The organism is Endozoicomonas euniceicola (genome assembly GCF_025562755.1).
GTDB classification, from domain to species: Bacteria; Pseudomonadota; Gammaproteobacteria; order Pseudomonadales; family Endozoicomonadaceae; genus Endozoicomonas_A; species Endozoicomonas_A euniceicola.
Window position 1 is genome coordinate 1,717,443 of sequence record NZ_CP103300.1, and the last position, 26,938, is coordinate 1,744,380.

The window sequence follows — 26,938 nt, forward strand, 5'->3', positions numbered from 1 at the left end:
TTTTCAGCACCACCAGCAACAGTATCAGTCTGGGTGCCCAGTGCATCTCTTTTAAGTCTTTAATAAAGCGTTTAATTAACATTGTCCCCCCCCAAGAAGCCGAACCAGAGTAGCACAGTTTGCAGATAAACTGGATGACGACACAGAGGGATGTAAAAAAGCCCCGGTTAAACCAATGAAATGTCTAACCGGGGCAGTGTAAGTGATTAAAGAGTCGTCAAAAGCAGGTTGTTAATAGCGCTCAATCACCGTAGCGATGCCCTGTCCCATACCAATGCACATGGTCGCCAGACCATAACGGCCATCAGTTTGTTCCAGCACATTCATCAGGCTGCCAACAATCCTTGAACCGGAACATCCCAGGGGATGACCCAGGGCAATTGCACCACCATTGACGTTAATATCCGCGGTACGCTCCTCCAGCTCCAGCACTTTTACGCAGGACAGGGATTGAGCGGCAAAGGCTTCGTTCAACTCGAACTTGTCGATATCACCCAGGGTCAGCTCCGCACGAGCCAGTGCCTTTTCAGTGGCTGGTACGGGGCCAATACCCATCATCGCCGCAGGTACACCGGCACTTGCCATACTGAGAATTCTGGCGCGGGGCTTTAAGCCTAAAGCCTCGGCCTTTTTCCGGGACATCACCAGCAGGGCGCTGGCACCGTCGGACAGGGCTGATGAACTGCCAGCAGTGATAGTGCCTCCTGCCGGGTTAAAGGCAGGGCGCAGCTTAGCCAGGTCATTCATAGAAAGCTCCGGACGAACTACTTCATCCTGCTTCACCAGAATCGGCTGACCTTGCTCATCATGACCGGGAACGGGAATGATTTCGTTGTCGTAACGCCCTTCCACTGCCGCCTCATGGGCGCGACGGTGGGATTCAACAGAAAAAGCATCCTGAGCTTCACGGCTGATCTTGTGGTGAGCCCCCAGCATCTCGGCAGTCAGTCCCATCATGGCGGAAGCCTGGGCGGTATGCTTGCCCATATTCGGGTGCAGATCCAGACCATGGGTCATGGGCACATGCCCCATATGCTCAACGCCGCCCACCAGATAAACGTCACCGTCACCACACTGGATAGAGCGGGCAGCGTCGTGCAGTGCCTGCATGGAAGAACCGCACAGCCGGTTAACCGTATAACCGGTGACGTTTTCTGGCAGCTTCGCCTGCAGGGCGATCATTTTGGCAATGTTAATGGCCTGCTCTTTCGTCTGCTGCACACAGCCCCAGACCACATCTTCTATATCTGCCGGGTCAAGAGCCGGATTACGCTCCAGCAATGCCCTGACCAACGCCACGGACAGGTCCTCAGCGCGAACATTACGGAAGACACCATTTTTGGAACGACCCATAGGGGTACGAACCGCATCAATAATTACTGCATCATTCATTGATAGAATCCTTGTTACCACCTGTGTTATGGCTCTGTTTATGGATAGTAGGTCTGGCCTTCAGCCGCCATGGCTCGCAGCGACGCCGGAGCGTCGTACAGCTTGCCCAGATGACGATACTGGTCAGACAATCTGACCACTTCGGCCAGCCCCAGGTTATCCATATAACGGAACAGGCCACCCCGAAACGGTGGGAAACCAGCGCCGTACACCATAGCCATATCGCCATCTTCAACACAGGCGATAATGCCATCATCCAGCGCCCGAACCGCCTCGAACAGCATGGGCAACATCATCCGTTCAACAATACTGTCGGCGGTTATCTCTTTGGCAGGGGCGCAGACATCAGCCAGCATATTGACAGACGTTTCACAGGCTTTTTTCTTCAGACGACCACGACGGTCTTTCTCGTAGCAGTAAAAGCCCTTGCTATTTTTCTGACCAAAACGTTCAGCGTCGTTCATCAGGGTGAAGGCGTCCACTTCCGGCAACGCCATACGATCCGGGTAGCCATTACTCATGGTATCCATGACATGAACACAGGTGTCCATACCAATCACATCCGCCAGGTAAGCCGGCCCCATAGGCCAGCCAAAGCCTTTTTCCATAGCCTTGTCAATGCTGGCCATCTCCACACCTTCCACCAGCAGGCTGTTGAACGCCAGGAAGTAAGGCACCAGAAGACGGTTGACGTAGAATCCGGGGCAGTCACCGACCACAATAGGCGTTTTGCCAATTTTCCGGGCATAAGCCACCACTTTGGCAATGGTCTCATCGCTGGTTTTTTCACCACGGATCACTTCCACCATGGGCATCATATGCACCGGGTTAAAGAAGTGCATGCCACAGAAGTTTTCGGGGCGTTCCAGGGCATTGGCCAGTTTGGAGATAGGCAGGGTCGAGGTATTGGAGGTCAGTACCGCCTTGCCCATGGTGATCTGTTCCAGGTGTTTCAGAACCGTATGTTTAATATCCATCCGTTCCACCACAGCCTCGACAATCACCTCCGCATCCGTTACCGGTCCCTCGTGCAGGGTTGGGACAATACGGTTCAGCACTTCAGCCATCTGTTCCGGCTTGATGCGTTTTTTGCTCAGTCGTTTCAGCAGCAGCCCGGACACTTCTGACATTCCCAGATCCAGGGCGGACTGGTTGATGTCCTTCATGGTCACCCGCACGCCTTTGCTGGCGGACTGATAAGCGATGCCACCACCCATAATGCCAGCGCCAATAATGGCAGCGGTCTCAGGGCCTTTATGTTCTCCGGCCTGTTGGCGACCTCTGGCTTTAACAGCGGTATCCGCCAGATAGATGCCAATCAGACACTGTGCCACTTCGGTCTGAGCGCAGTGAGTAAAGGCTTCCCGCTCAAACGACAGCGCCTGATCACGTTCCTGAGTAATGTTTTTGGCGATGTTGTTCAGAGCCGCCATGGGGGCTACATAAAACTTGCCCGCCGCCTTACTGACCAGACCGGAAGCGGTGGCAATAGCCAGGGTGCGCTCCGGCTCACTCAGGTTCATTGGGGAACGGCATTCTTCTTTCCGTTTCTGCCAGTCCAGCTCTCCGGCGATGGCTCGCTTCAGGGTCGCCAGGGCAGAAGCTTGCAGGTTGTCGTCATCAACAACACCGTCCACCATGCCAAAATGCAAGGCATCTGTCGCTTTAACAGTCTTGCTGCCGGTGATCAGCTCAATGGCTTTTTCCACGCCCACAATTCTTGGCAGGCGCACGGTTCCGCCCCAGCCGGGAATAATGCCCAGCCTGACTTCTGGCAAGCCCAGGCTGGCAGATGTGGCGACAATCCGGAAATCCGCTGTCAACGCCAGTTCGCAACCACCACCCAGAGCATTACCGGCGACCGCAGCAACCACCGGTACAGGCAGGTCTTCTATGGCATTCATCACCGAATGAGCAAATTGCAGTTTGTTCTTCAGTTCGGCTTCATCGCCATTGCGGAACAACTGGGTAAATTCAGTAATGTCTGCGCCCAGACAAAAATCTTTTTTTCCGGAACGGATCAAAAGCCCCTTCAAATCCTGGTGCTGTTTCAGCACGGTAATAGCTTCACCCAGTTCCTGAATAGACTGCTGGGACAGAATATTAGGCTTCCCGGCAGTATCGAATACCAGCTCGGCAATACCGGGCTCGATAGTTAAAATGTTGAAGTACTGACCTTTAAACAACATACGTCAACGACCTCGTAATGTTTGACGGAAGCCAGCTCACCGGGTGGTCAGCTGGCAGAGCGTTAATTGGTAATAACAGGAATCAATCCATCAGCCCGGCGGCTCTGGCCTGGGTGGCAAGTTCTTCGCGGAAGTCCGGATGAGCAATGGCAATCATGGCCTTAACCCGGTCTTTGATAGGCTTGTTGCGGATGTCGGCAACGCCGTATTCGGTAACGATGTACATGACGTCACTGCGAGGCGTGGTGACAGGCGTTCCCTCTGGCAGGGTCAGTCTGATCCGTGATTCCAGCCCATTTTTGCCTTCGAAGGAGGAAGACAGCGCCAGGAAGGAGCGACCACCTTTAGACAGTCCGGCTCCCCGAACAAAATCCAGTTGACCACCGGTGCAGGAGATCTGTTTCAGGCCCACGCCTTCAGAGGCGATCTGGCCGGTCAGGTCTGCCATCAGCGCACCGTTAATCGATACAAAGTTGTCGTAGGCGCCCACAGTGGCGGGATCAACCACCTCAACCAATGGCATGACTTTGGTTTTTTCATTGCCATTCAGGAAGTCCAGCACCTTGCGGCTACCGACAGCCAGGGAGTAGGTAATGGTGGATTCCGGATCAATGGAGCCCTGCTCCACCAGGTAGAGCATTGAGTCCGCCATGATTTCAGAGTGGATTCTCAGGTTTTTCTTGCTGTCCAGCTTATAGGCGACAGCGTCAGAAATACCGCCAAAGCCCACCTGAATCACATCGCCATCATTAATATGTGGCAGAATATGGCTGGCAATGCTTTCTTCCAGTTCCGAAGGGGTAGCCTGTGGCGCATAAGGCAGCTCATGGTTGCACTCGACGATCATGGTCGCCTGATCCACATGCAGGAAGCAGCGTTCACTACCGGGCAGGAAGGGAATTTCCTCATTCACCACCGCAACAATGGTGTCAGCCATTTCAACCGCTTTGCTGTCCATCAGCGCCCCGGTCTGTCCAAGGCTCATCAGGCCCTGTTCATTAGGGCGGGATACCTCCAGCAACAGCACATTGGGCTTCATGGTATCGGTCAGGAAATTATTGAACTGGGAGAAGTTCAGTGAATTGATGCTGATATTGCTGCCGGGACCTGACAGTTTTCTTTCCAGAGGTCCGGCAAAGATGGCGGTGTAATGGATATGACCTTTGAAGTCCGGCTTCAGGAAATCAAAGGGGAACATCAACAGGCCACCAAATAGCTCCACATCCTTCAGTTCTTCTTTACGCAGGCAGAGCTTCTGAAGCACCGGAGTAGCCACGCAGTTCGCACCGCCAATCCAGACCCGGTCGCCGGACTGAATAACATTGGCGGCGTCGTCCAGGGTGCGCCACTTTTTATCGAAGCTCGTTTGCCACTTAGCAGTATCCAATGGGGTCATGGTCATTATTTTTTCCAATAGCGTTATTTTATTCAGCAGAAAGGGTGGGAGTCGTCATCCCCGCCAGTGCGGGGATGACAGGAAGCTATTTAGTCTTCCATTTTGTATTGCCCTTTCAGGCTGTAAATCTGCTCCTGCCAGACTTTTTCGAAACGCTCGGCATTGGGGATCGGCGTTTTGATCATTGCCCTGGCGTGTTCTTTCTGGGTATCAGAGCTGCTGGGCTTGGTCATGATATCCACGGCGTATTTCGAGAAGTCCCTGACCAGCACGTCAAAGATTTCTTCAATTACCTCATCATCAATGCCACGGAGCTTCTTGCTTTCCAGAATCAGCTGGCCGTAAGCCACCAGGGTGAAGCACTCGCCCAGAGCCAGAAGGTATTCAATGTCTTTGGACTGGTGCTCATCCGGTGTCGCCTTGATCAGGAAGGCTTTAAAGGCGTTGATCTGCTCTTTAAAGACTTCAACGTTAGGCAGGTTGACGCTGTTGTAAGCGATGTTGTAGTCGTGGAACTGAATCTTGCTCAGCCCTTTGGTGGGGCCCTGGTTGAACAGGAAGTCATCGTTAGCGCTGTCATCGCGAACCGGAACTTCCGGGAATTCGCCGGGATTGAAGAAGTAGTTCTTCATAAACTTGATCACCAGCGCCATATTCACATGCACAGTGCCTTCCAGTTTTGGCAGCATGCGAATTTCGTGGGCGGCGATTTCGAAGAATGGCTCTTTCTCGAAACCTTTGGCGGCAATGACATCCCACAGGTGGTTGATCACGTCTTCACCCTGGGAAGTGACCTTCATTTTTACCATTGGGTTGAACAGCAGGTAACGGCGGTCATTTTCGGAAGCAGAGCGCATGTAGTCGGTGGCTCGCTGGGCGAACAGCTTCATGGCGCAAAGACGGGCATAAGCGTCAGTGAACAGTCGTTTAACATGGGGGAAGTCGGTGACGTACTGACTGTAGACGTTACGGGTGGCAGCGTGGTCAATAGCTTCGAAGAAAGCGTGCTCGCACAGGCCGATAGCACCAAAACCAAGGTTGAACTTGCAGACATTAATGGTGTTCAGCATGTTGTCCCAGGCTTTGGGGCCTTTTTCCATAATGTCGGCGTCGGTGATTGGGTAGTCGTTCAGAACGTATTCAGCCACATAGTTCTGTTCGTTGACGGTGTTTTTCACGCACTCGTATTTAGGGTGTTTGGAATCCACGCCGAAGAAGACGTAATCGCCGGTATCGGACATTTTGCCAAACGTGGAAACCAGTGCCGCTTCGTTACCGTTACCAATGTAATACTTGTCGCCGTCGGCAAGGTACTGACCTTCTCCCGCAGGCTTAAGCATCATATCTGAGGAGTAGATGTCTGCGCCGTGTTCTTTTTCGGACAGGCCAAAGGCAAAGACATCACCGTTTTGCAGCAGCTCGGCGGTCTTGTGCTTAATCTGTTCGTTGCTGCCCAGCCACACCGGACCCAGACCGAGCATGGACACCTGGAAGGTATACCAGTAAGTAATGCCGTAGAAGGCGCTGATTTCAGCAAACTGAGTGTTGCGGTAAGTGTCCCATCTTGAATCGTCGGCACCGTAGCCTGATGGGGTCATCAGGGTAGCCAGCACCTGGTTTTCTTTCATGAACTCAACGAATTCATAATTCCAGGTTTTATCGTGCCAGTCTTTCTTGATGCTTTTCAGACCTTTTTCTTCCATAAAGTCGATGACCTTCTGCATCAACTCACGGGTTTTCGGGTCTTTATACTCAATATTGTGTTTCTTGGGGTTAAACAGGATCATCAAGCACCTCTCATGGTCAAAACAGCCATAGTCAAAATTGGATGGAAATCAGCTCCACGCTTTTGACTCAATCGTTATTAATATTGGTCTGAGAACTTATTTTGCCTGGCAAACAATAAACGACAACTTACAGATAGATCGTATAAATGACCTGCCAGGAGGGCAACTGGCAGACATATTACTCATGGATGGTGTGCAAAAATGTTGATTTGTGTCACGCCCTGAAGGGTTGGCAGATAAAGCCAAACGGTTGGCGGAACAGGTCAAGGTTGGTCGTTTTTTTGCGTCTCATGAATTACTGACTAGAATTTAAGCTCTGCAAAATCAGAGTGGCCTGTCATGAAGCAACATAAAAGTTTCAGTCAGTTTATATTCCATTGGCTGGCTGGTTTTTTTTGTCTCGTTTTTATCGGTTTTCTTTGCAATCCTGTTGCCCATGCCTTTATACAAACTCAATATGCACGGGGAGAACCCTCAATAAAAACGGTAGGAACCTCCAGTAATCAAGAAGACAACAGCTACTTAATAAACTCGGGAAGTATTCTGGTTGAGTGGCTCACCACTGGAAAAAAGTCTCTTGATAATCAGGTTTTTCCCAATAACACTTATATACGACTTTGTTTCAAGCCTCGAAAAGAAGTCTCTTTCTACCGGAGTCAATCATCTGACCCGACCCATTTTACTTCATCCAATAATGGCAGTTTAATTAACGAACCTTCTCAAGGTCACAATGTATCAGTGCTTTTAAAAATCCAGTCAGTTTCCGGGCGTGATGTTGTCCATTATGACCCGGGAAAGTGGCGTTTTAATTCCGACTGCGCATCTTTCACCAATAATGCCAAAACGACAGAGGATGAAGTCCCTGTACCCACTCAGGTTGTCATCACCACTGCGGATGACCTCCCCGTTAATTCCTCAAAAAACTTTTTAATGCCTTATGAAAAACCAACACAGAATAGTGGAAAAGCTGACGTATACGCGTCCGGCGGAGCTTTTGACGATGGCCCGGATGATAAAGACGATTTCTGGAAACGCCCCGGAGGCGGCTCAGAGCGGATGCTCTATGCATGGTCACTGGACAAGCTTTCTATTCTCCTGACCCAGATCGGGCTTCAGCCCTATAAAGAGCAAGAAAGGCGACCGGCCATTTACCTTGTTGTCTGGCACGATGGCTGGAGGAGTACCAATATAGCGATACCTGTAGAGTTATGGAGGGTAATGGTAAAACGCAATCATCATCGGGACCCGAGGGTACTCAGGGCATTAGCACAAAACCCCGTTGATCCGACAGCGGCCTATTGGCAATGGGTAAAACAGAATCCTGATTTGAACAAGCTTTATGGGACCAATCCTACGTTAATCCTTGATCGTTTAAGTCTGCTCGCATTAATCCCGGGAAAGGCACCAGCCCCCATCCGCCAGCCAGGAGGGGAACAGGAGAGAAGCAGTGGGCAAAGTGGCGAGGCGCAAAAGACCCAACGGCAAACATCGCACCAACCTGCTGCGGCATCAGACAAAAGCATAAATGACCATCATGGCAGAGGTGAAAAGGCTGATGATGGCGATGGTGATCATCCCCCATCACAGAATATTAAATGCGTGAATTGTGGCAAGCCAGTAGTGGAGTCTAAATCTTACTGTCAGGACTGTCTTGATCAGCAGGAAGCTGCTAAAAGCCCGGTTCAGGAGAAAGATAATAAAGAACTGAATGAAGCACTGAAAGAAGCCACAATATTTGGTGACTTAGGTGCGTTCTCAAAAGCAGAGGAACTGATAAAAAAAGGAGCTACGCTGGAGCTTTCTTTCATAATGGAAAAGCTATCGAAATTTATCGGTCCTGAACCTGAAATGAGTATTTGGTCCACTCTAAAAAGTATGTTTTCTCAAATACTGGGTTACAAACCCGTAAAAGAGAGGCTCAAAGTTGAAACCATTAAGCCTTGGGTAGACCTGTGGATCAAATCACATTTTATAGATATTGAGTCTGAAAAATGGAATCAGCTGATCTTGGCAGGACTAAAGGAGGAAGTTCAAGATACGAAAAAAAATGATTCATATATGAACTTACACACTTGGATTAAATGGTTATCAAAAGAAATCTCAAAGACTTATTTTAATGACGAATTTACGAACGCTCTAAAGGAAAGAAAATACTGGATCGCTAAATTTTTCAAATTCCAGAAAGCCGAAGCTGATCAAACATCTGTTAATGCCGAGCTGGCAAAAGCCGTGACTTATAAGGATGTAGAGAGAGTTATAAATTTGATGGAGCTTACAGAAACAGAGTATGAGCCCGCTATCAGATTACTACTTGAAAATTGGTATCCTTATTGTAGATATGACTTGCTAACAAAGTTAATTAAGCGAGCTCGTCCTGAAGTTTTGGTGGCTGAGTTGAATCACGCATTTTCAACTAATGATGACCGAGGAGTTATAGACATGATGATTCAATTGGGTGGCGATACCATTACCTCATTGATCACCGTAGAGCTCATGCATAGAAGCACATACTCCTACACTGATTATCTCTACAAACTGAAAGATGGTGCTTTACTCTCTCAGGGTATCGCTGATGCGGGGCTTCAACACGCTATTTCGGAAGGAGACCCCACGAGTGCTAAAAAATGGATAAACCTCGGCGCTTCCGCTGACGTTAATCAGATGACTAAAGGGCTTGAAGTGTCAACCGGAAAAGGTAAGTTTTATTATGTCGAGGATTGGGTGGAGCTTGGAGCTGAACTTAGTCAGGAAATTATCAATAAAGGGCTTAAAGTGGCAGCCGAAAAAGGTGATTTTGATTATGCCAAAAAATGGGTGGAGCGTGGAGCTAAACTCAGCCAGGAAATTATCGATAAAGGAGTTGATGGAGCCATCAATCGTAATAAGTTGGAGACTGCCGATAAGTGGAAGAAACTGAAACCCAGTTCTGAGCAGAGCCAATAAAATTACTTTCTGGAACAGGTTCCTTGAATGTTTCCCGGAAATACTCAAGGAACAGAATATGTTACTGTTGCTTTCTGCTCTATTTGCATCTCATAAAATACTGACTAGACTCTGAGCTCTGCAAAATCAGAGTGACCCATCATGAAGCAACATAAAAGTCTCAGTCAGTTTATATTCCATTGGCTGGCTGGTTTTTTTTGTCTCGTTTTTATCGGTTTTCTTTGCAATCCAGTTGCCCATGCCTTTATACAAACTCAATATACACGGGGAGAACCCTCAATAAAAAAGGTAGGAACCTCCAGTAATCCACAAAACGACAGCTACTTAATAAACCCGGGAAGCATTCTGGTTGAGTGGCTTACCACTGGACAAAAGTCTTCTGATAATCAGGCTCTTCCCGATAACACTCATATACGGCTTTGTTTCAAGTCTCGAAATGAAGTCCCTTTCTACCGGAGTAAATCATCTGACCTGCCCCATTTTACTTCATCCAATAATGGCAGTTTAGATAACGAACCTTCTCAAGGTCACAATGTATCAGTGCTTTTAAAAATCCAGTCAGTTTCCGGGCGTGATGTTGTCCATTATGACCCGGGAAAGTGGCGCTTTAATTCCGACTGTGCATCTTTTACCAATAATACCAAAGCGACTGAGGATGAAGTCCCTGTACCCACTCAGGTTGTCATCACCACCGCGGATGACCTCCTCCCCATTAATTCCTCAAAAAACTATTTAATGCCTTATGAAAAACCAAGACAGAATAGTGGGAAAGGTGACGTATACGCATCCGGCGGAGCTTTTGACGATGGCCCGGATGATAAAGACGATTTCTGGAAACGCCCCGGAGGCGGCTTAGAGCGAACGTTCTATGAATGGTCACTGGACAAGCTTTCTATTTTCCTGATCCTCACCGGGCTTCAGCCCAATAAAGAGCAAGAAAGGCGACCGGCCATTTACCTTGTTGTCTGGCACGACGGCTGGAGAAGTACCGACATAGCCATACCTGTAGAGTTATGGAGGGTAATGGTAAAACGCAATCATCATCAGGACCCGAGGGTACTCAGGGCATTATCACAAAACCCAGTCGATCCCACAGCGGCCTATTGGCAGTGGCTAGAACAGAATCCTGATTTGAACAAGCTTTATGGAACCAACCCCACATTAATCCTTGATCGTTTAAGTCTGCTCGCATTAATCCCGGGAAAGGCACCTGCCCCCGTCCGCCAGCCAGGAGGGGAACAGGGGAAAAGCAGTGGGCAAAGTGGCGGCACGCAAAACATCCACCAGCAAGCATCGCATCAACCGCCTGAGACACCAGACAATAACATTAATAAACATCATAACAGTGGTGAAAAGGGCGATGGAGATGGCGATCATCCCGGCCCGTCCCGGAATATCAAATGCGCACAGTGTGGCGTGAACCCACGAGTGGAACCTAAACTTTACTGTCAGGATTGTCTTGAACAACAGGAAGCTGCCAAAAGCCCGGTTCAGGAGAAAGATAATACAGAACTGAATGGAGCACTGAAAGAAGCCACAATATTTGGTGACTTACATGCGTTCTCACAAGCAGAGAAACTGATAGAACAAGGCGCTACGCTGGAGCTTTCTTTCATAATGAAAAAGGTATCGGAATTTATCAATCCTAAACCTGAGACGAGTATTTGGTCCACTCTAATAAGTATATTTTTTCATTATGAACCCGTGAAAGAGCGGAATAGCGTTAGAAACATTGAGCCTTGGGTAGACTTGTGGATAGAATCACATTTTATAGATATTGAGTCTGAAGAATGGAATAAACTGATATTGGCAGAACTAAAAGCGGAATACGAAATTCTGATTGAAAATAATACAGATACCCTCCCAAAAATTTGGCTTAAGTGGCTATCAAAAAAATCCTCACAGCTTTTTTTTGATGGCGAATTTGTGAAAGCTTTGAAGGAAAAAAAATACTGGTACGCAATGGTATTAAGAGGCCATGGAGCCAAAGTTAATCAAGAAGATATTGATGCTGAGCTGGAAAAAGCTGTGGCCGATAACGATGTAGAGAGAATTACAAATTTGCATAGTCTTGGAGACACAGAATATGGGCCAGCTATGACCCTGCTGCTCAAAGATTTGTGTTCCAAAGACAGTCCTTATTCTTATTCTACTGTAGAAAGTTATTTTAGTAGAGGAGCTGTCGTCACCACCAAGGTCATGAAGTTCGCAATAAGTGAATTTACTCATCATAGAAAAATTTTGCTAGAACAGTTAATTAAGCGAGCTGAGCCTAAAGTTTTGGTTGCAGGGTTGAATCACGCATTTTCAATTAATAAAACCGAAGCTATAGGGGCGCTGATTACATTGGGACGCAGTACCATTACCTCCTTGATCACCGTAGAGCTCATGCAGAGCAACCAATATTCCTACTCTTATTATGCCAAAATACTAAAAAATATGAAAAAAGTTGACGCTCCACTCTCCAGGGGTATCGCTGAAGCGGGGCTTCAAGACGCTATTTTGAATGGAAACTCCGATAATGCCAAATTCTGGATATCGCGTGGTGCTTCTGCTGACGTTGATCAGCTCACTAAGGGGCTTAAGGCAGCAGCCGAAAATGGTGCATTTAGTTTTGTCAAAGAATGGGTGAGGCTTGGCGCTAAACTCAGCCAGGAAATTATTGATAAAGGGATTGATGCATCCATCAACCAGAATAATATTGAGGAATACAGGGAGTGGAAGGAACTGAAAACCAGTCCTGAGCAGAGCCAATAAAAATTACTTTCCGGAACAGGTTCCTTGAATGTTTCCCGGAAATACTCAAGGAACAGAAGATGTTACTGTTGCTTTCTGCTCTATTTGCATCTCATAAAATACTGACTAGACTCTGAGCTCTGCAAAATCAGAGTGACCCATCATGAAGCAACATAAAAGTCTCAGTCAGTTTATATTCCATTGGCTGGCTGGTTTTTTTTGTCTCGTTTTTATCGGTTTTCTTTGCAATCCTATTGCCCATGCCTTTATACAAACTCAATATACACGGGGAGAACCCTCAATAAAAAAGGTAGGAACCTCCAGTAATCCACAAAACGACAGCTACTTAATAAACCCGGGAAGCATTCTGGTTGAGTGGCTTACCACTGGACAAAAGTCTTCTGATAATCAGGCTCTTCCCGATAACACTCATATACGGCTTTGTTTCAAGTCTCGAAATGAAGTCCCTTTCTACCGGAGTAAATCATCTGACCTGCCCCATTTTACTTCATCCAATAATGGCAGTTTAGATAACGAACCTTCTCAAGGTCACAATGTATCAGTGCTTTTAAAAATCCAGTCAGTTTCCGGGCGTGATGTTGTCCATTATGACCCGGGAAAGTGGCGCTTTAATTCCGACTGTGCATCTTTTACCAATAATACCAAAGCGACTGAGGATGAAGTCCCTGTACCCACTCAGGTTGTCATCACCACCGCGGATGACCTCCTCCCCATTAATTCCTCAAAAAACTATTTAATGCCTTATGAAAAACCAAGACAGAATAGTGGGAAAGGTGACGTATACGCATCCGGCGGAGCTTTTGACGATGGCCCGGATGATAAAGACGATTTCTGGAAACGCCCCGGAGGCGGCTTAGAGCGAACGTTCTATGCATGGTCACTGGACAAGCTTTCTATTTTCCTGACCCTCACCGGGCTTCAGCCCAATAAAGAGCAAGAAAGGCGACCGGCCATTTACCTTGTTGTCTGGCACGACGGCTGGAGAAGTACCGACATAGCCATACCTGTAGAGTTATGGAGGGTAATGGTAAAACGCAATCATCATCAGGACCCGAGGGTACTCAGGGCATTATCACAAAACCCCGTTGATCCCACAGTGGCCTATTGGCAATGGGTAGAACAGAATCCTGATTTGAACAAGCTTTATGGAACCAATCCTACGTTAGTCCTTGATCGTTTAAGTCTGCTCGCATTAATCCCGGGAAAGGCACCTGCCCCCGTCCGCCAGCCAGGAGGGGAACAGGGGGAGAGCTGTGGGCAAAGCGGCGGCACGCAAAACACCCACCAGCAAGCATCGCATCAACCGCCTGAGACACCAGACAATAACATCAATGAACATCATAACAGCGGTGAAAAGGGCGATGGAGATGGCGATCATCCCGGCCCGTCCCGGAATATCAAATGCGCACAGTGTGGCGTGAACCCACGAGTGGAGCCTAAACTTTACTGTCAGGATTGTCTTGAACAACAGGAAGCTGCCAAAAGCCCGGTTCAGGAGAAAGATAATACAGAACTGAATGAAGCACTGAAAAAAGCCACAATATTTGGTAACTTACATGCGTTCTTAAAAGCAGAGGAACTGATAGAGCAAGGGGCTACGCTGGAGCTTTCTTTCATAATTGAAAAGCTATCGAAATTTTTCAACCCTAAACCTGAGATGAGTATTTGGTCCACTCTGACAAGTATGTTTTTTCATTCTGAACCCGTAAAAAAGTGGTATAGAATCGAAGACATTCAGCCTTGGGTAAAGCTGTGGATCAAATCACATTTTATAGATACTGAGTCTGAAGAATGGAATAATCTGATCCTGAAAGAAATAAAAGCGCAATACGAAGACCTGATGGAAGACCTGATTGATACCTACCCAAAAATTTTGCTTACGTGGCTATCAAAAAAATTCTCACAGCCTTTTTTGGATGGCGAATTTGTGAAAGCTTTGAAGGAAAAAAAATACTGGTACGCGATGGTATTAAGAAGCAATGGAGCCAAAGTTAATCAAGAAGATATTGATGCTGAGCTGGAAAAAGCTGTGGCCGATAACGATGTAGAGAGAATTAAAAATTTGCATAGTCTTGGAGACACAGAATATGGGCCAGCTATGACCCTGCTGCTCAAAGATTCGTGTTCCAAAGGCCGTCATTATTCTTATGGTACTGTAGAAAGTTATTTTAATAGAGGAGCTGTCGTCACCAGCGAGGTCATGGAGTTCGCAATAAGTGAATTTACTCATAATAAAAGCAGTTTGCTAAAACAGTTAATTAAGCGAGCTGAGCCTAAAGTTTTGGTTGCAGGGTTGAATCACGCATTTTCAATTAATAAAACCGAAGCTATAGGGGCGCTGATTACATTGGGACGCAGTACCATTACCTCCTTGATCACCGTAGAGCTCATGCAGAGCAACCAATATTCCTACTCTTATTATGCCAAAATACTAAAAAATATGAAAAAAGTTGACGCTCCACTCTCCAGGGGTATCGCTGAAGCGGGGCTTCAAGACGCTATTTTGAATGGAAACTCCGATAATGCCAAATTCTGGATATCGCGTGGTGCTTCTGCTGACGTTGATCAGCTCACTAAGGGGCTTAAGGCAGCAGCCGAAAAAGGTGATTTTGATTATGCCAAAAAATGGGTGGAGCTTGGAGCTAAACTCAGCCAGGAAATTATTGATAAAGGGATTGATGCATCCATCAATCAGAATAATATTGAGGAATACAGGGAGTGGAAGGAACTGAAAACCAGTCCCGAGCAGAGCCAATAAAAATTACTTTCCGGAACAGGTTCCTTGAATGTTTCCCGGAAATACTCAAGGAACAGAAGATGTTACTGTTGCTTTCTGCTCTATTTGCATCTCATAAAATACTGACTAGACTCTGAGCTCTGCAAAATAAGAGTGACCTGTCATGAAGCAACATAAAAGTCTCAGTCAGTTTATATTCCATTGGCTGGCTGGTTTTTTTTGTCTCGTTTTTATCGGTTTTCTTTGCAATCCAGTTGCCCATGCCTTTATACAAACTCAATATACACGGGGAGAACCCTCAATAAAAAAGGTAGGAACCTCCAGTAATCCACAAAACGACAGCTACTTAATAAACCCGGGAAGCATTCTGGTTGAGTGGCTTACCACTGGACAAAAGTCTTCTGATAATCAGGCTCTTCCCGATAACACTCATATACGGCTTTGTTTCAAGTCTCGAAATGAAGTCCCTTTCTACCGGAGTAAATCATCTGACCTGCCCCATTTTACTTCATCCAATAATGGCAGTTTAGATAACGAACCTTCTCAAGGTCACAATGTATCAGTGCTTTTAAAAATCCAGTCAGTTTCCGGGCGTGATGTTGTCCATTATGACCCGGGAAAGTGGCGCTTTAATTCCGACTGTGCATCTTTTACCAATAATACCAAAGCGACTGAGGATGAAGTCCCTGTACCCACTCAGGTTGTCATCACCACCGCGGATGACCTCCTCCCCATTAATTCCTCAAAAAACTATTTAATGCCTTATGAAAAACCAAGACAGAATAGTGGGAAAGGTGACGTATACGCATCCGGCGGAGCTTTTGACGATGGCCCGGATGATAAAGACGATTTCTGGAAACGCCCCGGAGGCGGCTTAGAGCGAACGTTCTATGAATGGTCACTGGACAAGCTTTCTATTTTCCTGATCCTCACCGGGCTTCAGCCCAATAAAGAGCAACAAAGGCGACCGGCCATTTACCTTGTTGTCTGGCACGACGGCTGGAGGAGTACCGACATAGCCATACCTGTAGAGTTATGGAGGGTAATGGTAAAACGCAATCATCATCAGGACCCGAGGGTACTCAGGGCATTATCACAAAATCCAGTCGATCCCACAGCGGCCTATTGGCAGTGGCTAGAACAGAATCCTGATTTGAACAAGCTTTATGGAACCAATCCTACGTTAGTCCTTGATCGTTTAAGTCTGCTCGCATTAATCCCGGGAAAGGCACCTGCCCCCGTCCGCCAGCCAGGAGGGGAACAGGGGGAAAGCAGTGGGCAAAGCGGCGGCACGCAAAACACCCACCAGCAAGCATCACATCAACCGCCTGAGACACCAGACAACAACATTAATAAACGTCATAACAGCGGTGAAAAGGGCGATGGAGATGGCGATCATCCCGGCCCGTCCCGGAATATCAAATGCGCACAGTGTGGCGTGAACCCACGAGTGGAGCCTAAACTTTACTGTCAGGATTGTCTTGAACAACAGGAAGCTGCCAAAAGCCCGGTTCAGGAGAAAGATAATACAGAACTGAATGAAGCACTGAAAGAAGCCACAATATTTGGTGACTTTCATGCGTTCTTAAAAGCAGAGGAACTGATAGAGCAAGGGGCTACGCTGGAGTTTTCTTTCATAATAGAAAAGCTATCAGCATTTATTGACCCTAAACCTGAGATGAGTATTTGGTCCACTCTAACAAGTATGTTTTTTCAAATAATGGGTTATAAACCCGTAAAAAAGAGGCACAGAGTTAAAACCATTGAGCCTTGGGTAAAACTGTGGATCAAATCAAATTTTATAGATATTGAGTCTGAAAAATGGAATGAACTGATATTGGCAGGACTAAAGGAGGAACTTCAAGATACGCAAGAAAATGAATCACATGAATACTCATACATTTGGATTGAATGGTTATCAAAAGAATTCTCAAAGACTTACTTTAATGACGAATTTACGAACGCTCTAAAGGAAAGAAAATACTGGGTCGCTGATTTTTTCCAAGAAAGAGGAGCCGAAGCTAATCAAACATATGTTAATACCGAGCTGGCAAAAGCTGTGGCTAATAACGATGTAGATAGAGTTATAAATTTGATGGAGCTTACAAAAACAGAGTATGAGCCTGCTATGAACCTACTACTTGAAAATTTGCGTACTTATCATGAATATCGCTTGCTAGAAAAGTTAATTAAGCGAGCTCAGCCTGACGTTTTGGCGGCTGGGTTGAATCACGCATTTTCAACTGATAATCACAAAGCTATAGGCGCAATGATTAAATTGGGTGGCGATGCCATTACCTCATTGATCACCGTAGAGCTTATGCAGAGCAGCACATACTCCTACTCTGCTTATATCAAAAAACTGAAAGATGGTGCTTCACTCTCTCCGGGTATTGCTGATACGGGACTTCAGCACGCTATTTCGAAAGGAGACAACTCCATTGCTAAAAAATGGATAAACCTTGGTGCTTCCCCTGACGCTGATCAGCTGACTAAAGGGCTTGAAGTAGCAACCGGACAAGGTAATTTGCTTTCTGCCAGAGCATGGGTGGAGCTTGGAGCTAAACTCAGCCAGGAAATTATCAATAAAGGGCTTAAAGTGGCAGCCGAAACAGGTGATTTTGATTACGCCAAAAAATGGGTGGGGCTTGGAGCTAAACTCAGCCAGGAAATTATCGATAAAGGAGTTGATGGAGCCATCAATCGTAATAAGTTGGAGACTGCCGTTAAGTGGAAGGCACTGAAACCCAGTCCTGAGCAGAGCCAATAAAATTACTTTCCGGAACAGGTTCCTTGAATGTTTCCCGGAAATACTCAAGGAACAAAAGATGTTACTGTTGCTTTCTGCTCTATTTGCATCTCATAAAATACTGACTAGACTCTGAGCTTTGCAAAATAAGAGTGACCTGTCATGAAGCAACATAAAAGTCTCAGTCAGTTTATATTCCATTGGCTGGCTGGTTTTTTTTGTCTCGTTTTTATCGGTTTTCTTTGCAATCCAGTTGCCCATGCCTTTATACAAACTCAATATACACGGGGAGAACCCTCAATAAAAAAGGTAGGAACCTCCAGTAATCAAGAAGACGACAGCTACTTAATAAACCCGGGAAGTATTCTGGTTGAGTGGCTCACCACTGGAAAAAAGTCTCTTGATAATCAGGTTTTTCCCAATAACACTTATATACGACTTTGTTTCAAGTCTCGAAAAGAAGTCCCTTTCTACCGGAGTAAATCATCTGACCCGCCCCATTTTACTTCATCCAATAATGGCAGTTTAGATAACGAACCTTCTCAAGGTCACAATGTATCAGTACTTTTAAAAATCCAGTCAGTTTCCGGGCGTGATGTTGTCCATTATGACCCGGGAAAGTGGCGCTTTAATTCCGACTGCGCATCTTTTACCAATAATACCAAAGCGACTGAGGATGAAGTCCCTGTACCCACTCAGGTTGTCATCACCACCGCGGATGACCTCCTCCCCATTAGTTTCTCAAAAAACTATTTAATGCCTTATGAAAAACCAACACAGAATAGTGGAAAAGGTGACGTATACGCATCCGGCGGAGCTTTTGACGATGGCCCGGATGGTAAAGACGATTTCTGGAAACGCCCCGGAGGCAGCTTAGAGCGAACGCTCTATGAATGGTCACTGGACAAGCTTTCTATTTTCCTGACCCTCACCGGGCTTCAGCCCAATAAAGAGCAACAAAGGCGACCGGCCATTTACCTTGTTGTCTGGCACGACGGCTGGAGAAGTACCAATATAGCCATACCTGTAGAGTTATGGAGGGTAATGGTAAAACGCAATCATCATCGGGACCCGAGGGTACTCAGGGCATTATCACAAAACCCCGTTGATCCCACAGTGGCCTATTGGCAATGGGTAGAACAGAATCCTGATTTGAACAAGCTTTATGGAACCAATCCTACGTTAGTCCTTGATCGTTTAAGTCTGCTCGCATTAATCCCGGGAAAGGCACCTGCCCCCGTCCGCCAGCCAGGAGGGGAACAGGTGGAAAGCAGTGGGCAAAGCGGCGGCACGCAAAACACCCACCAGCAAGCATCACATCAACCGCCTGAGACACCAGACAATAACATCAATGAACATCATAACAGCGGTGAAAAGGGCGATGGAGATGGCGATCATCCCGGCCCGTCCCGGAATATCAAATGCGCACAGTGTGGCGTGAACCCACGAGTGGAGCCTAAACTTTACTGCCAGGATTGTCTTGAACAACAGGAAGCTGTCAAAAGCCCGGTTCAGGAGAAAGATAATACAGAACTGAATGAAGCACTGAAAGAAGCCACAATATTTGGTGACTTACATGCGTTATTAAAAGCAGAGGAACTGATAGAGCAAGGGGCTACGCTGGAGTTTTCTTTCATAATAGAAAAGCTATCAGCATTTATTGATCCTAAACCTGAGATGAGTATTTGGTCCACTCTAACAAGTATGTTTTTTCAAATAATGGGTTATGAACCCGTAAAAAAGAGGCACAGAGTTAAAACCATTGAGCCTTGGGTAAAACTATGGATCAAATCAAATTTTATAGATATTGAGTCTGAAAAATGGAATGAACTGATATTGGCAGGACTAAAGGAGGAACTTCAAGATACACAAGAAAATGAATCACATGCATTCTCATACGTTTTGATTAAATGGTTATCAAAAGAATTCTCAAAGACTTACTTAAATGACGAATTTACGAACGCTCTAAAGGAAAGAAAATACTGGGTCGCTGATTTTTTCCAAAAAATAGGAGCCGAAGCTAATCAAACATATGTTAATACCGAGCTGGCAAAAGCTGTGGCTAATAACGATGTAGATAGAGTTATAAATTTGATGGAGCTTACAAAAACAGAGTATGAGCCTGCTATGAACCTACTACTTGAAAATTTGCGTACTTTTGATGAATATAGCTTGCTAAAAAAGTTAATTAAGCGAGCTCAGCCTGACGTTTTGGCGGCTGGGTTGAATCACGCATTTTCAACTGATAATCACAAAGCTATAGGCGCAATGATTAAATTGGGTGGCGATGCCATTACCTCATTGATCACCGTAGAGCTTATGCAGAGCAGCACATACTCCTACTCTGCTTATATCAAAAAACTGGAAGATGGTGCTTCACTCTCTCCGGGTATTGCTGATACGGGACTTCAGCACGCTATTTCAAAAGGAGACGACTCCATTGCTAAAAAATGGATAAACCTTGGTGCTTCCCCTGACGCTGATCAGCTGACTAAAGGGCTTGAAGTAGCAACCGGACAAGGTAATTTGCTTTCTGCCAGAGCATGGGTGGAGCTTGGAGCTAAACCCAGACAGGAAATTATCAATAAAGGGCTTAAAGTGGCAGCCGAAACAGGTGATTTTGATTCTGCCATGAAATGGGTGGGGCTTGGAGCTAAACTCAGCCAGGAAATTATCGATAAAGGAGTTGATGGAGCCATCATTCGTGATAAGTTGGAGACTGCCTTTAAGTGGAAGGCACTGAAACCCAGTCCTGAGCAGAGCCAATAAAATTACTTTCCGGAACAGGTTCCTTGAATGTTTCCCGGAAATACTCAAGGAACAAAAGATGTTAGGGGCGCAGCATTCAATAACTTACCGGGCTGTTGGCTTTTGGCTATTAGCTGCTCATACAGCCAACCGCCAACCGCCAACCGCCAAAAGCCAAAAGCCAAAAGCCAAAAGCCAAAAGCCAAAAGCCAACAGCCAACAGCCAACAGCCAACAGCCAACAGCCAACAGCGGTATATTATGTTCTGCTGCTTCCCTTACTGTTGCTTTCTGCTCTATTTGCATCTCATAAAATACTGACTAGACTCTGAGCTCTGCAAAATCAGAGTGACCCGTCATGAAGCAACATAAAAGTTTCAGTCAGTTTATATTCCATTGGCTGGCTGGTTTTTTTTGTCTCTTTTTTATCGGTTCCCTTTGCAGCCCTGTCGTCCATGCCTTTATACAAACTCAATATACACGGGGAGAACCCTCAATAAAAACGGTAGGCACCTCCAGTAATCAAGAAGACGACAGCTACTTAATAAACCCGGGAAGCATTCTGGTTGAGTGGCTCACCACTGGAAAAAAGTCTCTTGATAATCAGGTTTTTCCCAATAACACTTATATACGACTTTGTTTCAAGTCTCGAAAAGAAGTCCCTTTCTACCGGAGTAAATCATCTGACCTGCCCCATTTTACTTCATCCAATAATGGCAGTTTAGATAACGAACCTTCTCAAGGTCACAATGTATCAGTACTTTTAAAAATCCAGTCAGTTTCCGGGCGTGATGTTGTCCATTATGACCCGGGAAAGTGGCGCTTTAATTCCGACTGCGCATCTTTCACCAATAATGCCAAAACGACAGAGGATGAAGTCCCTGTACCCACTCAGGTTGTCATTACCATCGCGGATGAGCTCCCCATTAATTCCTCAAAAAACTATTTAATGCCTTATGAAAAACCAACACAGAATAGTGGGAAAGGTGACGTATACGTATCCGGCGGAGCTTTTGACGATGGCCCGGATGATAAAGACGATTTCTGGAAACGTCCCGGAGGTGGCTCAGAGCGGATACTCTATGCATGGTCACTGGACAAGCTTTCTATTCTCCTGACCCAGATCGGGCTTCAGCCCAATAAAGAGCAACAAAGGCGACCGGCCATTTACCTTGTTGTCTGCCACGACGGCTGGAGAAGTACCGACATAGCCATACCTGTAGAGTTATGGAGGGTAATGGTAAAACGCAATCATCATCGGGACCCGAGGGTACTCAGGGCATTATCACAAAACCCCGTTGATCCCACAGCGGCCTATTGGCAATGGGTAGAGCAGAATCCTGATTTGAACAAGCTTTATGGAACCAATCCTACGTTAGTCCTTGATCGTTTAAGTCTGCTCGCATTACTCCCGGGAAAGGCACCTGCCCCCGTCCGCCAGCCAGGAGGGGAACAGGTGGAAAGCAGCGGGCAAAGTGGCGAGGCGCAAAAGACCCAACAGCAAACATCGAACCAACCTGCTGCGCCATCAGACAAAAGCATAAATGAGCATCGTGGCAGAGATGGAAAGGCTGATGATGGCGACGGTGATCATCCCCCATCACAGAATATTAAATGCATGAATTGTGGCAAGCCGGTAGTGGAGTCTAAATCTTACTGTCAGGACTGTCTTGATCTGCAGGAAGCTGTCAAAAGCCAGGTTCAGGAGAAATATAATACAAAACTTAATGAAGCACTGAAAGAAGCCACAATATTTGATAACCCACATGCGCTCATTGAAGCAAAGGCACTGATAAAAGTGGGAGCGACGCTGGAGTTTCCTCTCATAATAGAAATGCTATCGGAATTTATCGGTCATAAATCTAAGATGAGTATTAGAGAGAGGGCTAAAATCATTGAGCCTTGGGTAGACCTCTGGATCGAGTCACATTTTATAGATATTGAGTCTGAAGAATGGAACAAAATAATATCGGCGGGACTAAAGGCAGAACTTGGAGATACGCATAAAGAAAAATTGTATCCATGCCCAGTATACCCAATCATTTGGTTGAAATGGCTACCAGAGAAATTCTTACAGCCTTTGCTGGATGACGAATTTGCGAATGCTATGAAGGAAAGAAACGACTGGAACGCTAGGTTACTCAAAGAAAATGGAGCCAAAGTTAATCAAGCAGATATAGATGCCGAGCTGGAAAAAACTGTGGCTGATAACGATGTAAATAGAACTAGAAATTTGGTTATGCTTGGAAAGACAAAGTATGAGCCTGCCATGACCCTGCTGCTTAAAGATCTGTGTTCCGAAAACCATCGTTGTCATGCTATTGCATACATGTATTTCCATCACGGAGCTGTCGTTACCACCGAGATCATGCAGACCGCAATAAGCAAATACACCGACCACAAGAAAGAATTGCTAAAAAGCTTAATTGAGCAAGCTGAGCCTGAAGTTTTGGTGGCTGGGTTGAATCACGCATTTTCAATTAATAAAACCGAAGCTATAGTGGCGCTGATTACATTGGGACGCGGTACCATTACCTCCCTGATCACCGTAGAGCTCATGCAGAGCAACCAATATTCCTACTCTTACTATGCCAAAATACTAAAAGATATGAAAAAAGTTGACGCTCCACTCTCCAGGGGTATCGCTGAAGCGGGGCTTCAAGACGCTATTTTGAATGGAAACTCCGATAATGCCAAATTCTGGATATCGCGTGGTGCTTCTGCTGACGTTGATCAGTTCACTAAGGGGCTTAAGGCAGCAGCCGAAAATGGTGCATTTAGTTTTGTCAAAGAATGGGTGAGGCTTGGCGCTAAACTCAGCCAGGAAATTATCAATAAAGGAGCTGATGGAGCCATCATTCGTGATAAGTTGGAGACTGCCGTTAAGTGGAAGGCACTGAAACCCAGTCCTGAGCAGAGCCAATAAAATTACTTTCCGGAACAAGTTCCTTGAATGTTTCCCGGAAATACTCAAGGAACAGAAGATGTTACTGTTGCTTTCTGCTCTATTTGCATCTCATAAAATACTGACTAGACTCTGAGCTCTGCAAAATCAGAGTGACCCGTCATGAAGCAACATAAAAGTTTCAGTCAGTTTATATTCCATTGGCTGGCTGGTTTTTTTTGTCTCTTTTTTATCGGTTCCCTTTGCAGCCCTGTTGCCCATGCCTTTATACAAACTCAATATACACGGGGAGAACCCTCAATAAAAACGGTAGGCACCTCCAGTAATCAAGAAGACGACAGCTACTTAATAAATCCGGGAAGTATTCTGGTTGAGTGGCTCACCACTGGAAAAAAGTCTCTTGATAATCAGGTTTTTCCCAATAACACTTATATACGACTTTGTTTCAAGTCTCGAAAAGAAGTTTCTTTCTACCGGAGTAAATCATCTGACCCGCCCCATTTTACTTCATCCAATAATGGCAGTTTAGATAACGAACCTTCTCAAGGTCACAATGTATCAGTGCTTTTAAAAATCCAGTCAGTTTCCGGGCGTGATGTTGTCCATTATGACCCGGGTAAGTGGCGTTTTAATTCCGACTGCGCATCTTTCACCAATAATGCGAAAACGACTGAGGATGAAGTCCCTGTACCCACTCAGGTTGTCATCACCACCGCGGATGACCTCCTCCCCATTAATTCCTCAAAAAACTATTTAATGCCTTATGAAAAACCAACACAGAATAGTGGGAAAGGTGACGTATACGCATCCGGCGGAGCTTTTGACGATGGCCCGGATGATAAAGACGATTTCTGGAAACGCCCCGGAGGCGGCTCAGAGCGGATACTCTATGCATGGTCACTGGACAAGCTTTCTATTCTCCTGACCCAGATCGGGCTTCAGCCCAATAAAGAGCAACAAAGGCGACCGGCCATTTACCTTGTTGTCTGGCACGACGGCTGGAGAAGTACCAATATAGCCATACCTGTAGAGTTATGGAGGGTAATGGTAAAACGCAATCATCATCGGGACCCGAGGGTACTCAGGGCATTATCACAAAACCCCGTTGATCCCACAGCGGCCTATTGGCAATGGGTAGAACAGAATCCTGATTTGAACAAGCTTTATGGAACCAATCCTACGTTAATCCTTGATCATTTAAGTCTGCTCGCATTAATCCCGGGAAAGGCACCTGCCCCCGTCCGCCAGCCAGGAGGGGAACAGGTGGAAAGCAGTGGGCAAAGTGGCGAGGCGCAAAAGACCCAACAGCAAACATCGAACCAACCTGCTGCGCCATCAGACAAAAGCATAAATGAGCATCGTGGCAGAGATGGAAAGGCTGATGATGGCGACGGTGATCATCCCCCATCACAGAATATTAAATGCATGAATTGTGGCAAGCCGGTAGTGGAGTCTAAATCTTACTGTCAGGACTGTCTTGATCTGCAGGAAGCTGTCAAAAGCCAGGTTCAGGAGAAATATAATACAAAACTTAATGAAGCACTGAAAGAAGCCACAATATTTGATAACCCACATGCGCTCATTGAAGCAAAGGCACTGATAAAAGTGGGAGCGACGCTGGAGTTTCCTCTCATAATAGAAATGCTATCGGAATTTATCGGTCATAAATCTAAGATGAGTATTCGAGAGAGAGCTAAAATCATTGAGCCTTGGGTAGACCTCTGGATCAAGTCACATTTTATAGATATTGAGTCTGAAGAATGGAAGAAAATAATATCGGCGGGACTAAAGGCAGAACTTGGAGATATGCATAAAGAAAAATTGTATGGATACCCAATCATTTGGTTGAAATGGCTACCAAAGAAATTCTTACAGCCTTTGTTGGATGACGAATTTGTGAATGCTGTTAAGGAAAGAAAATACTGGAAAGCTCAGTTACTCAAGGAAAATGGGGCCAAAGTTAATCAAGCAGATATTGTTGCCGAGCTGGAAAAAGCTGTGGCTGATAATGATGTAAAGAGAACTAAAAATTTGGTTAGGCTTAAATACACAAAGTATGAGCCTGCTATGACCCTGCTGTTCAAAAATTTGTTTTCCAAAAACCACGGTTCTTATTCTATTCCTATTGCAAACAGCTATTTCGCTCGTGGAGCTGTTGTTACCACTAAGATCATGCAGAACGCAATAAGTAAATACACCCGTCATAAGAAAAATTTGCTAAAAGCGTTAATTAAGCGATCTCAACCTGAAGTTTTGGTGGCTGGGTTGAATCACGCATTTTCAATTAATAAAATCAACGCTATAGAAGCAATGATTAAATTGGGAGGCGATACCATTACCTCATTGATCACCGTAGAGCTCATGCAGAACAGCAAATATTCCTACTCTCAGTACGCCCATGAACTAGCTGATAGCGCTTCACTCTCTCCGGGTATCGCAGATGCAGGGCTTCAGGAAGCTATTTTGAGAGGAAGTTCCAGCAAAGCTAAACACTGGATAAAGCTTGGTGCTGTTGCTGACGCTAGTCAGCTTGCTAAAGGGCTTGAAAAAGCAGCCGAACGTGGTAGATCAACTTCTGCCAAAGAATGGAGAGAACTTGGTGCTCCTTTTGACGTTGACCAGCTTAATAGGGGGCTTGAAAAGGCAGTCCAAAAAGGTAATTTAGAATTTATCAGAGAATGGGTAGAGCTTGGAGCTATACCCAGCCAGAAAGCACTCCTTGCAGTAATTAATAAAGCCATCATTATGAAGGGTCGTATTAAGAGGGCTAAGGCCTGGAAGCATTTGGACTATCTATACCCAAACAGCACTGCGTCTAAATCGAGCGACGAGTATGACGAAGCTATGTTGACTGGAGATTCCAGCAAAATTAAATGCTGGATAGTAGCTTTTGGTAGATTTAATTCTGGTAGTCAATTTGACAAGTGGTTTAAAAAGGAAAGCGAACATGTCAGATCGACTTCTGCCAAAAAACGGATAAAACCTGGTACTCATTTTGAAGTTGACCAGCTTAATAACGGGCTTGAAAATGCAGCCCAAAAAGATGATTTAGAATTTATCAGAGAATGGGTAGAGCTTGGAGCTATACCCAGCCATAAAGCATTCTTTGCAGTAATGAGTAAAGCCATCATTATGAAGAATCTTATTGAGAGGGCTAAGGCCATGAAGAATGTGAACTATTTAGATCCAGACAGCTCTGATTCTCAAACGTACGAGAAGCTACAACGGAGTAAGGTACGGGACAAAAAAATATAAATTCAGGTTTGCCTCACATACCGTTTTTTGAGTACTTACATTATTTGTTGTATATCACAAAAGACTGACTAAACTCTGGGT

Annotated in this window: 12 protein-coding genes; 7 read left to right on the forward strand and 5 right to left on the reverse strand. The window is 45.8% G+C overall.

Going from position 1 to position 26,938, the window contains the following annotated elements; all coding sequences use genetic code 11:
* Nucleotides 1–231: 231 nt before the first annotated feature.
* The 4 genes from fadA to NX720_RS06795 form a co-directional block, all read right to left on the reverse strand.
* The gene (fadA, locus tag NX720_RS06780; protein ID WP_262600238.1) at nt 232–1,392 is read right to left on the reverse strand and encodes an acetyl-CoA C-acyltransferase FadA; all 1,161 of its coding nucleotides are present in this window, start codon (nt 1,390–1,392) and stop codon (nt 232–234) included.
* Nucleotides 1,393–1,430: 38 nt separating this feature from the next.
* A complete protein-coding gene (fadB, locus tag NX720_RS06785) occupies nt 1,431–3,581 on the reverse strand; it encodes a fatty acid oxidation complex subunit alpha FadB (protein ID WP_262600239.1) in 2,151 nt (716 codons plus the stop codon).
* An 82-nt stretch (nt 3,582–3,663) separates the two neighbouring features.
* Nucleotides 3,664–4,983: an acetyl-CoA hydrolase/transferase family protein gene (locus tag NX720_RS06790; protein WP_262600251.1), complete on the reverse strand. Its 1,320-nt coding sequence runs from the start codon at nt 4,981–4,983 to the stop codon at nt 3,664–3,666.
* 83 nt (nt 4,984–5,066) lie between these two features.
* Complete coding sequence (locus tag NX720_RS06795) at nt 5,067–6,764, reverse strand: acyl-CoA dehydrogenase family protein (RefSeq protein ID WP_262600252.1); 1,698 nt, start codon at nt 6,762–6,764, stop codon at nt 5,067–5,069.
* Between the two features lie 339 nt (nt 6,765–7,103).
* On the opposite strand from NX720_RS06795, the gene NX720_RS06800 reads away from it, so the two are divergent.
* The 5 genes from NX720_RS06800 to NX720_RS06820 all read left to right on the forward strand — a co-directional run bounded on the left by NX720_RS06800 (nt 7,104) and on the right by NX720_RS06820 (nt 20,719).
* A complete protein-coding gene (locus NX720_RS06800; protein ID WP_262600254.1) occupies nt 7,104–9,707 on the forward strand; it encodes a hypothetical protein in 2,604 nt (867 codons plus the stop codon).
* A 540-nt stretch (nt 9,708–10,247) separates the two neighbouring features.
* Nucleotides 10,248–12,464, forward strand: coding sequence for a hypothetical protein (locus tag NX720_RS06805; RefSeq protein ID WP_262600255.1), 2,217 nt, complete (start codon nt 10,248–10,250; stop codon nt 12,462–12,464).
* 1,024 nt (nt 12,465–13,488) lie between these two features.
* Nucleotides 13,489–15,222 carry a hypothetical protein gene (locus NX720_RS06810; protein ID WP_262600257.1) on the forward strand — a complete coding sequence of 578 codons (1,734 nt, stop codon included), beginning with the start codon at nt 13,489–13,491 and terminating at the stop codon, nt 15,220–15,222.
* Between the two features lie 736 nt (nt 15,223–15,958).
* Entirely contained in the window at nt 15,959–17,971 is a 2,013-nt protein-coding gene (locus tag NX720_RS06815) for a hypothetical protein (RefSeq protein ID WP_262600259.1), read from the forward strand.
* Between the two features lie 735 nt (nt 17,972–18,706).
* A complete protein-coding gene (locus NX720_RS06820; RefSeq protein WP_262600260.1) occupies nt 18,707–20,719 on the forward strand; it encodes a hypothetical protein in 2,013 nt (670 codons plus the stop codon).
* A 44-nt stretch (nt 20,720–20,763) separates the two neighbouring features.
* Here the strand turns inward: NX720_RS06820 and NX720_RS06825 are convergent, their stop codons facing one another.
* Nucleotides 20,764–21,003, reverse strand: a complete 240-nt coding sequence (locus NX720_RS06825) for a hypothetical protein (RefSeq protein WP_262600261.1) — start codon at nt 21,001–21,003, stop codon at nt 20,764–20,766.
* A 931-nt stretch (nt 21,004–21,934) separates the two neighbouring features.
* On the opposite strand from NX720_RS06825, the gene NX720_RS06830 reads away from it, so the two are divergent.
* Nucleotides 21,935–23,623, forward strand: a complete 1,689-nt coding sequence (locus tag NX720_RS06830; protein WP_262600262.1) for a hypothetical protein — start codon at nt 21,935–21,937, stop codon at nt 23,621–23,623.
* A gap of 141 nt (nt 23,624–23,764) precedes the next feature.
* A complete protein-coding gene (locus NX720_RS06835; RefSeq protein ID WP_262600263.1) occupies nt 23,765–26,857 on the forward strand; it encodes a hypothetical protein in 3,093 nt (1,030 codons plus the stop codon).
* The last annotated feature ends 81 nt before the right edge of the window (nt 26,858–26,938 follow it).

What these genes read in the sequence shown, in the direction of transcription:
- fadB (WP_262600239.1), bottom strand. Translation starts at nt 3,581, where the DNA reads ATGTTGTTTAAAGGTCAGTACTTCAACATTTTAACTATCGAGCCCGGT.
- NX720_RS06825 (WP_262600261.1), bottom strand. Translation starts at nt 21,003, where the DNA reads ATGCAAATAGAGCAGAAAGCAACAGTAAGGGAAGCAGCAGAACATAAT.
- NX720_RS06810 (WP_262600257.1), top strand. Translation starts at nt 13,489, where the DNA reads ATGGTAAAACGCAATCATCATCAGGACCCGAGGGTACTCAGGGCATTA.
- NX720_RS06815 (WP_262600259.1), top strand. Translation starts at nt 15,959, where the DNA reads ATGCCTTATGAAAAACCAAGACAGAATAGTGGGAAAGGTGACGTATAC.
- NX720_RS06795 (WP_262600252.1), bottom strand. Translation starts at nt 6,764, where the DNA reads ATGATCCTGTTTAACCCCAAGAAACACAATATTGAGTATAAAGACCCG.
- NX720_RS06800 (WP_262600254.1), top strand. Translation starts at nt 7,104, where the DNA reads ATGAAGCAACATAAAAGTTTCAGTCAGTTTATATTCCATTGGCTGGCT.
- fadA (WP_262600238.1), bottom strand. Translation starts at nt 1,392, where the DNA reads ATGAATGATGCAGTAATTATTGATGCGGTTCGTACCCCTATGGGTCGT.
- NX720_RS06835 (WP_262600263.1), top strand. Translation starts at nt 23,765, where the DNA reads ATGAAGCAACATAAAAGTTTCAGTCAGTTTATATTCCATTGGCTGGCT.
- NX720_RS06820 (WP_262600260.1), top strand. Translation starts at nt 18,707, where the DNA reads ATGCCTTATGAAAAACCAACACAGAATAGTGGAAAAGGTGACGTATAC.
- NX720_RS06790 (WP_262600251.1), bottom strand. Translation starts at nt 4,983, where the DNA reads ATGACCATGACCCCATTGGATACTGCTAAGTGGCAAACGAGCTTCGAT.
- NX720_RS06830 (WP_262600262.1), top strand. Translation starts at nt 21,935, where the DNA reads ATGGTAAAACGCAATCATCATCGGGACCCGAGGGTACTCAGGGCATTA.